Below are 13,897 nucleotides of genomic sequence, written 5' to 3' on the forward strand. Positions count from 1 at the left end.
GGAGATAAATAGAGAGAAAGTTGCAGGGATTGACCTGCAACTTAAAATTTCAGTGAATTACAGAAGGGGAATGGTCTCTTCGATGGCTTTCAACAGTAAATTTCTATCGTGGCGATAAGGAATATCATCAGCCTCTAATACTCGCTGAGTCACTTTGCGTTCTTGGCGGATTGTCGTGACATCTGTGCGTGGCCCTACAATCACCGCATCGATTTTTTTTCGTCCAATATAACGCTCCATCATGACTAGTTTTTCAGGGAGTGTGAGGCTAGCAGCGGAGGTGCTAATTTCCTTCCCTAAATTACCGATGTACACCATCGGCGCTTGGCTCTCTTTCAGGGCGCAGGCGATATCATCGAGTAATAACAGGGGCATTAAACTGGTAAAAAAACTTCCGGGGCCGATTAAAATCAAATCAGCTCGATGGATAGCATCAAGGGCTTCGCTGGTCGCTTTAACGGGAGGGTATAAACGCAATTCTTGCGGTAACTCCTGCAAAGCATCCACGTTAACTTCACCGTAGACTTCATTTCCCATATCATCAATAGCCATAAGGTCTACCGGTGATTCAGACATCGGGATTAATTGCGCATCCACTTTCAGCATATTGCGGATTAAATTGATGGCTTCAAGTGGGCGAACACTTAAATGGTCAAGGGATTTCAGCATTAGATTACCGAGATTATGTCCTGATAATTCCCCTGTACCTGCAAATCGATATTCAAACATCTTAGAGGCAATAGATGGCTCAGTAATCAACTGATTCAAGCAATTACGCATATCACCCCAAGCAATTCCTCCTTCAGAGCGACGAATTCGCCCTGTAGAGCCACCATTATCCGTGGTGGTGACAATGCCAGTTAAACGGGAGCCTAAAGATGAGAGAGAAGACATCACTCGACCAAGTCCATGTCCGCCCCCAAGGGCGACGACGTGATTAAGATTTGTCAAACTACGGTTTGGCATAGTGTTCCTATTTAAACAATCAATCTATTTAAACTGTCAATCTAGCTAAATTATCAATCTAGAATCAGTGCTAAAACAAAATTGGCGCTAATCTATCATAAAACACCATCTGAAGTTTACTTGCTGTGATAAAAAACAACAAAAGAGAATATTCTCGATCGGTATCACAAATTTCTTGATTATGTAACTAAGCGTAATTAACTAGAACGGTATGAAAATAAAGGATATAGATGGGAGATTATCAACGCTTTCTATAATCAGATTAAATAGCGCTGTTTATTGCGGGGTAACAGGAATTAATATTTTTTGAACTCGCGGAATTTAAGTGCGTATTTTACCCTCTAGGTGTCATTTTGATTCATTTCGATAATGATTCGATGGTGATGTAGTCATTTCAGTAATTCGAGACATCATATTTATGGATTCTTAGGGTTATCTATCAAAAAACGCGGGATAAAACTGATCTACAACAAACAATGCGCACAGAATTAACCTCATTTTGACGAGATATTGACAGATAGGCGTTTATCATCACATGGAAATAGCAAAAAATTATCCGTAATAATAAGGACTTCTGAGCATAGCGGTTGTTTTCTGTAAGTCGTTGTATATTAAGTTATATATCGTTTTTTGGATTCGCTTTTTCATTTGCAATGGGCTAAAATCCTTACAGAAAATAAGTGAACCCAGTGATGAGTGTCTTAACTCTTTAGGCTTAATCAGCTCACGGGGTTCCAGATAAAACTCCTAGCCTTTGTGTCTAAGTTCTCCTGAATATGATGCTCTGGCCGTGACCTTGAGTCACCAGGGTGCAAGATAGAAATGTCTGCATCTCCCGTATTTGGAAAGGTGTGAATATGCAGCAACTTGTCGATCAATTTGACCGAAAATTTTACTATCTTCGTTTATCTATCACTGATGTTTGCAACTTTCGTTGCACATATTGCCTGCCTGATGGCTACAAACCGAGTGGTCGCCATGAATTTCTGACGCTTGATGAAATCCGTCGAGTGAGCCGCGCTTTTGCTGAGTTAGGGACTGAAAAAGTCCGTATCACTGGCGGTGAGCCAACGATGCGTAAAGATTTCACCGATATCATCGCCGCTATCAAAGAAAATAACTCCATCAAAAAAATCGCCGTAACAACCAATGGTTATCGGATGGCTCGTGATGTGCAAGCATGGCGAGATGCTGGTTTGAATGCAGTAAACGTGAGTGTGGATAGCCTTGACCCTCGCCAATTTGCGGCGATCACTGGGCAAGATAAATTTTTCCAAGTCATGAAAGGGATTGATGCTGCATTTGATGCTGGCTTCGAAAAAGTTAAAGTCAATGCGGTCTTGATGAAAAACGTCAATGATATCGCCCTCAAATCTTTCCTCAATTGGATCAAACACCGTCCAATTCAACTGCGTTTTATTGAACTCATGGAAACAGGAGAAGGCAGCAGCCTATTCCAACGTTACCATGTGTCTGGTGAAACCGTTCGTGATCGCCTTATCGCAGAAGGCTGGTATATGCAGCCACGTTCTCGTAGCGACGGTCCCGCCCAAGTCTTTAGTCACCCTGATTACCAAGGGGAAATTGGGCTGATCATGCCGTACGAGAAGGATTTTTGCCAAAGCTGCAACCGTCTCAGGGTCTCTTCTTTAGGCAATCTGCATTTGTGTTTATTTGGTGAAAATGGCATTCCACTGCGTGATTTACTGGGCGATGAAAACCAGAATGAAGCCCTAAAAGCACGTATCCAGAGTGGCTTAATGTCTAAGCGAGAAACCCATTTCCTTCACCAAGGCGACAGCGGGATCACCCCGAATCTTTCCGTTATCGGCGGTTAATAACTTTTTGATTTTCAGGAGTAATTATGTCCCAACTGACCCACCTCAATGCGTCGGGCGAGGCGCACATGGTTGATGTATCAGCCAAAGCGGAAACCGTCCGTGAAGCACGCGCAGAAGCGTTTGTGACGATGAACCCAGAAACTTTAGCCATGATTGTGGATGGCAGTCACCATAAAGGGGATGTCTTTGCGACGGCACGTATCGCTGGGATCCAAGCGGCAAAAAATACGTGGCAGTTGATCCCGCTGTGCCATCCTTTGCTACTGACCAAAGTGGAAGTCACCCTGGAAGCTGAGCAAGCCCATAACCGTGTACGCATCGAAACTTGTTGCCGATTAACAGGGAAAACGGGTGTCGAAATGGAAGCGTTAACGGCGGCTTCTGTCGCAGCATTAACTATCTACGACATGTGCAAAGCGGTACAAAAAGATATGGTTATTGGGCCTGTGCGTTTATTAGAAAAAACGGGCGGAAAGTCCGGTCATTTTAAGGTGGAAGCATGATCACTGTCCTCTTTTTTGCTCAAGTTCGTGAGTTAGTTGGCACTGACCGCTTAGAGTTAGCAGCGGAGTACCCAACCGTAGAATCTTTGCGCCAAGCATTAACTCAAAAAGGTGATCGCTGGGCGCTGGCTTTGGAAGATGGCAAATTATTAGCTGCGGTTAATCAATCGTTTGTTTCTGCGGACCATCCCCTGAATGCGGGCGATGAAGTGGCTTTCTTCCCACCAGTTACAGGGGGATGACCATGGACAATACCCATATTGCGGTACAAACCGAGAATTTTAGTGTTGGCGAGCAGTATGCGTGGCTTGCTGAATGTGACAGTGATGGCGCCGTAGTGACATTCACAGGTAAAGTCCGTAATCATAATTTAGGGGACAGCGTAGCGGCATTGACTCTCGAACACTACCCTGGCATGACAGAAAAAGCCTTAGCGGACATTGTGATGCAATCTCGCGAGCGCTGGCCACTGCAACGCGTGAGTGTGATCCACCGGATAGGTACCTTACAACCCGGTGAAGAAATTGTATTCGTAGGCGTGACCAGCGCACATCGCAATGCAGCATTCCAAGCGGCTGAATTTATAATGGATTACCTGAAAACCAAAGCACCATTCTGGAAAAAAGAGTCTCTCCCTGATAATGAACGCTGGGTGGAAGCCAAAGAGAGTGATGAAGCTTCTGCAAACCGTTGGTAGTCTTAAACTGTTACGCGGAAAATGCGAATAAGCCGAATGGTAATGTCAAAATATTGTGATAAACTTTGGAACAAATTTGTCCGATCACAGTAAGGATTACTCTGTTGGTGGTTTTGCTGGGTCGATTTTTCTTAAAATGGAAGGGTAACCATCATGGGTCAATTTGATCAACGTAATGATTCTCTTGTCCAGAATGCCAGCACTGGCGTTCAGGCATTTATGTCGCAAGTCTACGGTTGGATGACCGTCGGGTTATTACTGACAGCTTTTGTTGCTTGGTACTCCTTAAGCAGCGGTCTGTTTTTCACTATCGCAACTAACAAAGTTCTATTCTTTGGAATGATCATCGCTGAACTTGGTTTAGTGATGGGGCTGTCTTTCTTACTGCCTAAAATGAGCGGTGCGATTGCAACTGGGATGTTTATGCTTTACGCATTACTGACTGGTTTAACTATCTCCGTTATTTTAGCGGTTTATACTGGTGAGTCTGTTGTTGGGACGTTCATCATTACCGCAGTGATGTTCGGCGCGTTAAGCTTCTACGGTTACACGACTAAGCGTAGCTTAACAGGGATGGGTAACTTCCTGTTTATGGCGCTGATTGGTCTGGTTGTCGCTTCTCTGGTTAATATCTGGCTGCAAAGCTCTATGATGTACTGGGTGATCACTTACGGTGGTGTATTACTGTTTGCTGCATTAACTGCTTATGACACTCAAAAACTCAAAGAGATGGGTGAGCAAATCAACCAAGATGACAGAGAAAATATGCGTAAGTACTCCATTATGGGCGCGTTATCTCTGTACTTAGATTTCATCAACCTGTTCCTGATGTTACTGCGTATTTTCGGTGACCGCCGTTAATTACTAATCAAGCTGATTGAAAATATGAAACCCCGCAATAAGTTAATTGTTGCGGGGTTTTTTATGGTTCTTATCTGGCAGTTAAGCGATTTTTTTGCGAAATAAGTAATAAGCCAGAGAGCTGGTTACCAGGAAGATAATCAGAAGAGGCCATAAGCTATGAAATACCACGGAAAAATCAGCATCTTTAAGGTAAATCTGCTTAGTGATATCCGTAAAGTGGCGGATGGGATTCACCCACGTAATATCCTGTAGCCAAACGGGCATATTCTCGACGGGAGAGATATAACCGGATAGCAACACTGCGGGCATCATAAACACAAACACGCCAATAAACGCTTGCTGCTGAGTTGAGCACAATGCGGAGATGAGCAGACCAAATCCCACGAGTGATAAACCATAAAAAATCATCGTGCCATAGAACAGCAATAGTGAACCCGCGAACGGGATTTTGTAGCAAAAAATCCCAATCACTAGCACCAATGTTGCTTGTGCAGTGGCGACGACTAAGGCAGGAATCGCTTTGCCAATAAAGATTTGCCATGTGGTTAGCGGCGAAACTAATAGTTGGTCGAGGGTTCCTTGTTCTCGTTCTCTTGCAATAGACAACGAGGTGACGATTAGCACTCCTATCGTCGTAATCAATGCCACTAATGATGGCACAATAAACCACTTATAGTCTAAGTTTGGGTTGTACCAGTTGCGAACAATCAGTTCACTGTTATTGGGCAGTACTTGGGTTTGTGTGAGCTCCTGCTGATATTGCATGACTATCTGTTCAATGTAATTAGCCGCTATTTGGGAGCTATTTGAGTTTCGTCCATCCAATAGCAACATCATATTTGCGGTATGATGGCTGGCGATATCAGCGCTGAAATTTTGATTAAAACGGACGACTAACAAGGCTTTACGGTTATCTAGCGTTTCTCGAATCTCAGGTTCATTTTTCAGTAACAGCACATGGGAAAATGCACTGGCTTTTGCTAAGCGTTGAGTGAGTTCAATCGAATGCTCGCCATTATCTTGGTCAAAAATGGCAATGGTGGTGTTAGTGACTTCTAAGGTCGCCGCCAGTGGGAAGAGGATCATTTGGAAAATGACAGGCATGATTAAAATAATTCGCGTCTGTTTTTCCTGCAATAGTGATTGCAACTCTTTCATAATTAAGGTGTAAAGACGATAAAACATAGTTCACCTCAATCCAAACGGCGACGCGTTTTCAGCGCCGTTAAGCCAATGAATAATATCGCTGAAGCAATCAGCAATAAGAAATCGGTGAGTAACACCAAATAGATATCTCCCGCTAAAAATAAGGTTTGTAAGCTGCTGACAAAGTAGCGAGCGGGAATGAAGTAAGTCACTACTTGAATAAATACTGGCATGCTATCAATTTCAAAAATAAACCCTGAAAGCATAATGGCAGGTAAAAAGGCAGCATTCAGCGCCACCATCGCCGCATTGAACTGGTTGCGGGTAATGGTTGAAATCAGTAATCCCATTCCTAATGCGGTGGCCAAATAGAGGCTGGTTATCACAAATAAAATCAATAAAGAGCCACGATAAGGAATATCGAGCACGAAGGTCGTCACCAACATACACAGCACCATGACGAACGATCCAAGAATTTGATAGGGCAATAATTTGGAAAGCAGTAATTCAGTGCGAGTGATTTGGGTGGAAAGCAGTGCTTCCATGGTGCCCCGTTCCCATTCTCGGGCTATCACCAGTGAAGTTAAAATGGCACCCACGACGGTCATAATGATGCTAATGGCGCCTGGAATAATAAAATGTTGGCTGAGTGCCGCTTCGTTAAACCAATAGCGTATATTGAGTTCGATAAGCGGGTCGGTGGGATAACCTTGATTTTCACCTTGTTGGATAAGCCATGTATGCCAAACCCCTTTGGTGTAGGCTTGCACAAAATTGGCGGTATTGGGTTCACTTCCATCGGTGATCACTTGGATTGCCGCATGTCCATCAGGGCGAGAAAGTTGCTCTGCAAAATTGACGGGGATCACCACAATGCCGCGAATTTCGCCCGCTTGCATTTTATTAATCAATAAATTGCGATTATCGCTAATGGTGGCATCAATAAAGGGAGAGCCGGTAAAGGTATCGACTAATTCACGAGCGGGTTGGCTTTGTTGATCCATTAGGATACCCACTCGTAATTTACTGGAGTCTAGATTGATCCCATAACCGAAAATAAATAGCAGCATCAGTGGGATAACAATGGCTATTAAGGAGCTACTGGGGTCTCGAACTATCTGCTTACTTTCCTTCCAACAGAGGGCTTTCAGCCTGCGCCATGAAAAACCAGAGGCGGTTGTCTTCATTGTGCCTCCCGCTGTTTATCGTAGTTGAAAATTAATTCAATAAAGGCATCTTCCATGGATGGATTCGGATTTTCTGTGCTGGCGACCTGTTTTTTTAGCTCATCTGGAGTGCCTGCGGCAATAATTTTTCCGTGATAAACCAACCCGATACGATCGCAATATTCCGCTTCATCCATAAAGTGGGTGGTGACCATGACGGTGACCCCCTTGTCTACCATACCATTAATGTGTAGCCAAAATTCTCGCCGAGTTAGCGGGTCAACCCCCGAAGTGGGTTCATCTAAAAACAGGATATCCGGTTCATGCATCAGTGAGCAGGCGAGGGCAAGGCGCTGCTTATAACCTAGCGGAAGTGAGTCAGTAATCTGGCTGATAATGGGAGTAAAATTAAACGCGTTGATCATCTCCTGCATTTTGGTGGCTTGTTGTTTATGATGCAAACCGTATACACCGGAGAAAAATTTTAAGTTTTGCCCAACTTTGAGGTTGCCGTAGAGGGAAAATTTTTGTGCCATATACCCAAGGTGCTGACGGGCTTTGTTTGAACTGGTTTTTAAATCCATACCAAGCACCAGAGCTTGTCCATCCGTGGGTTTCATTAATCCACACATCATCTTAAAGGTAGTGGATTTGCCTGCGCCGTTAGGCCCTAATAATCCAAAAATTTCACCCCGTTTTACCTGAAAGTTAACGGTATCCGTCGCGGCAAAATCCCCGAATTTTTTGGTCAGGTTGCGGGCTTCAATGACGGTTTCATTGGGAGCGGGGGGAATTTGTGGCACGATAGCTGCGAGTTCAGAACGATGGGATGGTCCGCCACCTAAAAGGTCGATAAACGCATCTTCAAAGCGTGGCTGGGCTTCAATCAGCGTTTGATCTCTCATATTTAACGCATTAAGTAAATTCTCTTGGGATGCATGAGGTTTTAAAATTAAGCGAATATAGCGCCCTTGGATCACGCCATCGGTGGTTTCGGGTAACACTAAGGCATTTTGTAGAATGGTGCGTTTTTGTGTTGGAGGAACATCGAGTAAAAATGAGCGTCCCGCCATCTTTTGGGTGAGTTGCTCGGGTTTCCCGCTATACAGAAGTTTGCCTTCATTGAGTAGTAGCACCTCTTTGCACTGCTCTGCTTCATCCAGATACGATGTGCTCCAGAGGATCAACATACCATCGTCAGCAAGGGTGTGCACCATTTGCCAAAGTTCTCGCCTAGCAATAGGATCTACGCCGACACCCGGCTCATCCAGCAGTAAAACTTTCGGCTTACCTAATAGCGTGCAGGCGAGTCCCAATTTTTGTTTCATTCCCCCTGAAAGCTTACCGGCAAGGCGAGCAGTAAATGGGGCTAGGCTAGTAAATGCGAGTAATTGTTTATAAGTTTGTTGGCGCTCTTCACCAATAACGCCGCGCAGGTCGGCATATAAATCAAGATTTTCTTGAACCGTTAAATCTTCATATAAACCGAATTTTTGCGGCATATAACCGAGGTTTGCCCGCACTTCGATACTGTCTTTAATAGGGTCTAATCCCATTAAGTGGATTTGCCCTGAATCGGGTTTGAGTAGCCCTGCCAGCATGCGCATTAGCGTCGTTTTCCCTGCACCATCGGGGCCGACTAACCCCGTCACGGAGCCGCCGTGAATTTCGGTAGTTAGGCTTTCAACCGCAGGGTTATTTAGCCCAACAAAGCGTTTTTCGACGTTTATTAATGAAATCACGCTGTTCGATGAGTGAATATCTTGCTGAGCCATAATGCGCCCTATTGCTGAGGTGTCGCAAATTCAACGGTGACAGGCATTCCTTGACGCAGTTTATCGTTAGGATCATCGACAATAATTCGTAATCGATAGACTAAGTCGGTACGTAAATCCGGTGTTTGTACACTTTTTGGGGTAAATTCGGCCGTAGGGGAGACAAAACCAATCGTACCATGGTAAGGGGTATTGGGCTGGCTATCCGTAAAGAGTAAGACTTTACTACCAGGAACCGCATCACCTAAATGAGCTTCACTCACATAGGCTCGCACCCAAACAGGGTGAGTTAATGTCACGCTAAAAACGGTATTACCTGCACCAATGATGGTGCCAGGTTCGATGGCACGAGTCAGGATTGTGCCGTCAGATGGGGCGATAAGCTGGGTGTCTGAGAGATCAAGCTCAGCTTGAGCAACGGCAGCTTCTGCTTGTAGCCATTCCCCTCGGGCTGCTGCTATCTCTTCTTGGCGAAATCCGCTCTGATATTGGTTGAGTTTATCTTGGGAAGCTTTTAATGCGGCAAGCGTTTGATTTCGATTGTTTTTGGCATTATCTAAGTCATTGGCAGAAATCAGTTTTTGTGCCGCTAAACCTTGCTGACGTTTGTAAAAATTATCCGCATATTGCCAAGCGGCTTGACGCTGAGCGACTTCAGATTCGACTTGAGCAATTTCTTGTGTCCGGTAGCCTTTCTCTTTGAGTGCTAACTGTGCTTTAGCGCTATCTCGCAGCCCTTTAGCTTTATTTAACGCGTTGATGTACGGCGCATCATCCAATTTACCAAGTCGTTGCCCAGCAGTGACTTTCGCCCCTTCATCAACATCTAAAGAGGCGAGTTTACCATTGACTCGAAAACTAAGGTTAACTGTGCGCACATCCACATTCCCGTATAAGGCGAATGTCTTATCCTTAAGTGACTGATAATAATAGCCTCCAGCAATAGTGGCAATCAGCATGATAAGCAGTAATATAACCAATGCACGGCGTTTTGTGTTCATAGCTAACCTTAGTGACGGATAAAAACATTACTCAGGATTATGATTTAATTTAATCCATATATCATATCACTTTTCTGCTAGTTGGCGATGACGTAACCCCAATAATAAAATGTCGATATGCTCAATAAGAACCTGATTAATAATTTTAAATTCGCTTTCGTTGATGTGCTTCCAACCGGTTTGTCTGAGTAAGGTTTCTCGCGCAATGCGGAATGAGAGGGTTTCACCTAAAATGGCGTGCGTGTGGATCAAGGTCGCTAGATTATTAGGGTCGGCGCCGATATAAATAGAAATTAAGCGATTGAGCCGTGAGTGAATGGGTCCTAACGCTTGTTCGTGGATCAATCCATACGCTTCGGTTGGGTTCAGCTGCTCGCGAGCTAGAATGCGAGAGAAGCTTAAGTTTTCTTTTTTAAGTTGGAAAAAATTGTACGAAATAATGGTTTTTTTCAGTAATTCGAGCGCTTCTTCAGGAATTTGTGACTCTGCGGGTTGGCTAATAAAGTTATCTATTTGAGTGATAGTTTCAGCGAAACTCTCTTTGATATTATTGGCAATTTGCTGAGCAACCGCGAGATATAACCCTTCTTTAGATCCGAAATAATAGGAAATAGCTGCGATATTTTGCCCAGATGCTTGGGCAATTTGGCGGGTGGTTGCCCCGTCGATACCTTGTTCTCCATAAACATCGGCAGCGGCGAGAAGAAGTTGGAGTTTGGCGCTCTCTCCGCGTAATGTTGGCGACGAATTTGTGTTCATAAACATTCCTTTTGATTCAGAATTAAATAATTTTTAGCATGCTCTTAGTTGGCATTTATTCATTGTGCAGGATGAAAACGGATGTATCTTTAGTTTTGTGTACGTATATATACTATATAAAGCAGATTTTGTATTAGTTTATTCATCAATCTAAATTAATATATTTATCACGGTCAAATGATGGTAGAATTTTTGCGTGTCGCATGGCAGTTTGCGCTTTTCTTCTATTGAATATCGAATCTTCCCCCCTAGAGCTGCCCAGTAAATTGAAGCGGTGGAGCCCGGAGTAATTAATTTGACTAGTTTTTCTGACCTCGCGTTAAACGAGGAAATCTTGCGTGCCATTAATGAATTAGGCTATGAAAGCCCTACGCCTATTCAACAACAAGCTATTCCTGCTGTTTTAGCGGGCAAAGACCTATTAGCCAGCGCTCAAACAGGTACGGGTAAAACAGCGGGTTTTACTTTACCTATTTTGCAAAAGCTGGTGGACAATCCACGCGGTAATAACCGTCGTCCTATTCGCGCATTGATTTTAACCCCGACCCGTGAACTTGCGGCTCAAGTGGCTGAAAATGTAAAAGAATATAGCCGTCATTTGAGAATTCGTTCATTTGTTGTGTTCGGTGGCGTCAGTATTAACCCGCAAATGATGAAACTGCGTGGTGGTGTGGATGTGTTGATCGCAACACCGGGTCGTTTATTGGACTTGGAACATCAAAACGCGGTGGATTTATCGCAGGTTGAAGTTTTCGTCTTGGATGAAGCTGACCGTATGTTAGATATGGGCTTTATTCACGATATTCGCCGTGTGATCACGAAATTACCTAAAAAGCGCCAAAATCTTCTGTTCTCCGCGACGTTCTCTGATGAGATCAAACAGTTGGCGAGCAAGTTATTGAACAATCCAGTTTCCATTGAAGTGGCTCCGCGCAACTCAGCTTCTGAGCAAGTAACGCAGTATGTTCATTTAGTGGATAAAAAACGTAAAGCTGAGTTACTCTCGTTTATGATTGGGCGTGAAAACTGGCAGCAAGTTCTGGTATTTACGCGTACCAAACATGGCGCTAACCGCTTAGCTGAGCACTTAAACAAAGATGGTGTCAAAGCGGCGGCGATTCATGGTAATAAGAGCCAAGGCGCTCGTACCCGCGCTTTAGCTGATTTTAAATCCGGGGATATCCGTGTCTTAGTGGCGACAGATATTGCGGCTCGCGGCTTAGATATTGAACAGCTCCCTTATGTGGTTAACTTTGAGCTGCCTAATGTGGCGGAAGATTATGTTCACCGTATTGGTCGTACTGGACGTGCGGAAGCCACGGGTATGGCGGTATCTTTGGTGTGTATCGATGAAGCGAAACTGCTTAAAGATATTGAGAAATTATTGAAAAAATCCATCCCACAGATGGAGATTGAAGGCTACGAGCCAGACCCATCAATCAAAGCTGAGCCGATCCAAAAGCCTTCTCAGCGTAATGATCGTCGTGGTTCTGATAGTCGCCGCGGGTCTGATAACCGTCGTGGTTCTGACAACCGCCGTAGCTCTGAGGATAGCCGCGGTGAGCGCAGCAATCATTCAGGCAATAATAGCAATAAAGGTTCAAGCCGTCCTCGTCGTCAAAATGCGAATTCCGAGAAAGGTCAGTCTGAATCCACTTCAGGTTCACCGTGGAAAAATGCACAGAAGCGCGTTAGACAAGGGCGTAGTGATAGCTAATGCGTGTGCTACTCGCCCCGATGGAAGGGGTACTCGATTCTCTGGTTCGCCGATTATTGAGTGAGGTGAACGACTACGACTTGTGCATTACTGAGTTTGTGCGAGTTGTCGATACCTTGTTGCCGGCAAAAACGTTTTATCGGTTATGCCCGGAATTGCAACAAGGTAGCCGGACGCCATCGGGGACGTTAGTGCGGGTGCAGCTATTAGGGCAACATCCTGAGTGGTTGGCTGAAAATGCCAACCGCGCAATTGAATTAGGCTCTTGGGGCGTCGATCTCAATTGCGGTTGTCCATCAAAAACGGTAAATGGCAGCGGTGGCGGTGCGACGTTATTGAAGCAGCCAGAGCTTATCTATCACGCCGCTAAAGCTATGCGAGCGGCTGTACCGAAAGATTTACCCGTTTCTGTGAAAGTCCGTTTGGGTTGGGATAGCAGCCAATTTGCTCATGAAATTGCGGATGCTGTACAGCAAGCCGGGGCGACCGAACTGACGGTTCATGGGCGTACAAAGGAAGATGGCTATAAAGCGGAATGTATTAACTGGCAGGCGATTGGTGAGCTTCGTCAGAAACTGTCGATTCCGGTGATTGCCAATGGCGAAATCTGGGATTATGAAAGTGCTAAACGCTGTATGGAAATCACTGGGTGCGATTCGATTATGATTGGCCGAGGTGCTTTAAATACGCCGAATTTGAGCCATGTGATCAAACACAATGTCGCGAAGATGCCTTGGGAACAGGTCGGAAAAATACTCTTTAAATATACGGAACTAGAAAAACTGGGTGATACAGGGCATTACCACGCAGCTCGTATCAAACAATGGCTGAGTTATTTACGTAAAGAGTACCAGCAAGCGGATGAACTGTTTTCTCAAGTGAGAGCGTTGAAAACGGCGGAGCAAATAGCGGATGTTATTGCGCTACATGTGGAGCAGCTTTCTGTCGTATCATCTTAACATGATGAAATTTGCCAAAATTTGAGATTAGGTCTTTAATTACTATGTATGGTGGTGACTAGTATGGTGGTGATTAATTCAAAATATTGTCATTACCGTATGTCATGATTAAAGAGTCTATATCGTGTAACAAAGTTATCGTGCTAGGAAATTTAGAGCAACAGAGATATTGGAGGCCTCAAATGGGCGTTATTGCTTGGATTATCTTTGGTTTAATCGCAGGTGTTTTAGCTAAATGGTTAATGCCTGGAACCTATCAAATGGGTTTTATCATGACGACTGTATTGGGGATCGTCGGGGCGGTTGTCGGGGGATACATCAGCACATTCTTTGGTAAAGGCAAGGTGGATGGCTTTAACTTCGGTAGTTTTGTTGTTGCCGTGATCGGCGCCATTGTCGTGCTATTCCTTGCGGGAATGTTTATTAAGTAGCATTTCTAGGGGCATCATTATCAAGGGTAGGTTTTTTACTACTGCACAATTTACTATTTATTAAAGCCACTT

The 13,897-nt window shown here is 44.4% G+C and carries 14 protein-coding genes and 1 riboswitch; of the genes, 8 read left to right on the plus strand and 6 right to left on the minus strand.

Annotated features, from left to right (window positions below):
* Window positions 1–57: 57 nt before the first annotated feature.
* Window positions 58–966, minus strand: coding sequence for a gluconeogenesis factor YvcK family protein (locus ACIH2S_RS05555; RefSeq protein ID WP_036949771.1), 909 nt, complete (start codon window positions 964–966; stop codon window positions 58–60).
* A gap of 732 nt (window positions 967–1,698) precedes the next feature.
* Window positions 1,699–1,834: riboswitch (molybdenum cofactor riboswitch) on the plus strand.
* On the opposite strand from ACIH2S_RS05555, the gene moaA reads away from it, so the two are divergent.
* The 5 genes from moaA (at window position 1,824) to ACIH2S_RS05580 (ending at window position 4,868) form a co-directional block, all read left to right on the plus strand.
* Window positions 1,824–2,804, plus strand: coding sequence for a GTP 3',8-cyclase MoaA (moaA, locus tag ACIH2S_RS05560; protein ID WP_036949769.1), 981 nt, complete (start codon window positions 1,824–1,826; stop codon window positions 2,802–2,804). Its footprint overlaps the riboswitch before it by 11 nt.
* A gap of 26 nt (window positions 2,805–2,830) precedes the next feature.
* On the plus strand, window positions 2,831–3,310 hold the full coding sequence (gene moaC / locus ACIH2S_RS05565; RefSeq protein ID WP_036949768.1) for a cyclic pyranopterin monophosphate synthase MoaC: 480 nt from the start codon (window positions 2,831–2,833) through the stop codon (window positions 3,308–3,310).
* Complete coding sequence (gene moaD / locus ACIH2S_RS05570) at window positions 3,307–3,552, plus strand: molybdopterin synthase sulfur carrier subunit (protein WP_036949767.1); 246 nt, start codon at window positions 3,307–3,309, stop codon at window positions 3,550–3,552. The genes moaC and moaD overlap by 4 nt, the downstream gene beginning before the upstream one ends.
* 2 nt (window positions 3,553–3,554) lie before the next feature.
* Window positions 3,555–4,007: a molybdopterin synthase catalytic subunit MoaE gene (gene moaE / locus ACIH2S_RS05575; protein WP_036949766.1), complete on the plus strand. Its 453-nt coding sequence runs from the start codon at window positions 3,555–3,557 to the stop codon at window positions 4,005–4,007.
* Window positions 4,008–4,160: 153 nt separating this feature from the next.
* Window positions 4,161–4,868 (plus strand): Bax inhibitor-1/YccA family protein, encoded by a 708-nt coding sequence (locus ACIH2S_RS05580; RefSeq protein WP_036949765.1) that lies wholly within the window; start codon window positions 4,161–4,163, stop codon window positions 4,866–4,868.
* 81 nt (window positions 4,869–4,949) lie between these two features.
* Here ACIH2S_RS05580 and ACIH2S_RS05585 read toward each other — a convergent pair whose 3' ends face one another.
* The 5 genes from ACIH2S_RS05585 to cecR all read right to left on the minus strand — a co-directional run bounded on the left by ACIH2S_RS05585 (window position 4,950) and on the right by cecR (window position 10,724).
* A complete protein-coding gene (locus tag ACIH2S_RS05585) occupies window positions 4,950–6,056 on the minus strand; it encodes an ABC transporter permease (protein WP_036949756.1) in 1,107 nt (368 codons plus the stop codon).
* A gap of 8 nt (window positions 6,057–6,064) precedes the next feature.
* Complete coding sequence (locus tag ACIH2S_RS05590) at window positions 6,065–7,204, minus strand: ABC transporter permease (protein WP_108479397.1); 1,140 nt, start codon at window positions 7,202–7,204, stop codon at window positions 6,065–6,067.
* A complete protein-coding gene (locus ACIH2S_RS05595) occupies window positions 7,201–8,958 on the minus strand; it encodes an ATP-binding cassette domain-containing protein (protein WP_108479398.1) in 1,758 nt (585 codons plus the stop codon). The genes ACIH2S_RS05590 and ACIH2S_RS05595 overlap by 4 nt, the downstream gene beginning before the upstream one ends.
* 8 nt (window positions 8,959–8,966) lie before the next feature.
* Window positions 8,967–9,959: a secretion protein HlyD gene (hlyD, locus tag ACIH2S_RS05600; protein ID WP_108479399.1), complete on the minus strand. Its 993-nt coding sequence runs from the start codon at window positions 9,957–9,959 to the stop codon at window positions 8,967–8,969.
* A 66-nt stretch (window positions 9,960–10,025) separates the two neighbouring features.
* Window positions 10,026–10,724: a transcriptional regulator CecR gene (gene cecR, locus ACIH2S_RS05605; RefSeq protein ID WP_036949750.1), complete on the minus strand. Its 699-nt coding sequence runs from the start codon at window positions 10,722–10,724 to the stop codon at window positions 10,026–10,028.
* Between the two features lie 289 nt (window positions 10,725–11,013).
* Between cecR and rhlE the strand changes: the two genes are divergently transcribed.
* From rhlE to ACIH2S_RS05620, 3 genes are all read left to right on the plus strand, one after another.
* A complete protein-coding gene (rhlE, locus tag ACIH2S_RS05610; protein ID WP_108479400.1) occupies window positions 11,014–12,435 on the plus strand; it encodes an ATP-dependent RNA helicase RhlE in 1,422 nt (473 codons plus the stop codon).
* Window positions 12,435–13,394 (plus strand): tRNA dihydrouridine(16) synthase DusC, encoded by a 960-nt coding sequence (dusC, locus tag ACIH2S_RS05615; protein ID WP_108479401.1) that lies wholly within the window; start codon window positions 12,435–12,437, stop codon window positions 13,392–13,394. The genes rhlE and dusC overlap by 1 nt, the downstream gene beginning before the upstream one ends.
* Before the next feature lie 182 nt (window positions 13,395–13,576).
* Window positions 13,577–13,825, plus strand: a complete 249-nt coding sequence (locus ACIH2S_RS05620) for a GlsB/YeaQ/YmgE family stress response membrane protein (protein WP_036949742.1) — start codon at window positions 13,577–13,579, stop codon at window positions 13,823–13,825.
* Window positions 13,826–13,897: the final 72 nt, after the last annotated feature.

The sequence above is a fragment of the Providencia lanzhouensis genome (assembly GCF_050469745.1).
Classification (GTDB): Bacteria; Pseudomonadota; Gammaproteobacteria; order Enterobacterales; family Enterobacteriaceae; genus Providencia; species Providencia lanzhouensis.

Coding starts and splice junctions, on each gene's coding strand:
- ACIH2S_RS05555 (WP_036949771.1), bottom strand. CDS start 966: ATGCCAAACCGTAGTTTGACAAATCTTAATCACGTCGTCGCCCTTGGG.
- hlyD (WP_108479399.1), bottom strand. CDS start 9,959: ATGAACACAAAACGCCGTGCATTGGTTATATTACTGCTTATCATGCTG.
- moaC (WP_036949768.1), top strand. CDS start 2,831: ATGTCCCAACTGACCCACCTCAATGCGTCGGGCGAGGCGCACATGGTT.
- dusC (WP_108479401.1), top strand. CDS start 12,435: ATGCGTGTGCTACTCGCCCCGATGGAAGGGGTACTCGATTCTCTGGTT.
- moaD (WP_036949767.1), top strand. CDS start 3,307: ATGATCACTGTCCTCTTTTTTGCTCAAGTTCGTGAGTTAGTTGGCACT.
- ACIH2S_RS05580 (WP_036949765.1), top strand. CDS start 4,161: ATGGGTCAATTTGATCAACGTAATGATTCTCTTGTCCAGAATGCCAGC.
- ACIH2S_RS05620 (WP_036949742.1), top strand. CDS start 13,577: ATGGGCGTTATTGCTTGGATTATCTTTGGTTTAATCGCAGGTGTTTTA.
- ACIH2S_RS05595 (WP_108479398.1), bottom strand. CDS start 8,958: ATGGCTCAGCAAGATATTCACTCATCGAACAGCGTGATTTCATTAATA.
- cecR (WP_036949750.1), bottom strand. CDS start 10,724: ATGTTTATGAACACAAATTCGTCGCCAACATTACGCGGAGAGAGCGCC.
- ACIH2S_RS05585 (WP_036949756.1), bottom strand. CDS start 6,056: ATGTTTTATCGTCTTTACACCTTAATTATGAAAGAGTTGCAATCACTA.
- moaA (WP_036949769.1), top strand. CDS start 1,824: ATGCAGCAACTTGTCGATCAATTTGACCGAAAATTTTACTATCTTCGT.
- moaE (WP_036949766.1), top strand. CDS start 3,555: ATGGACAATACCCATATTGCGGTACAAACCGAGAATTTTAGTGTTGGC.
- ACIH2S_RS05590 (WP_108479397.1), bottom strand. CDS start 7,204: ATGAAGACAACCGCCTCTGGTTTTTCATGGCGCAGGCTGAAAGCCCTC.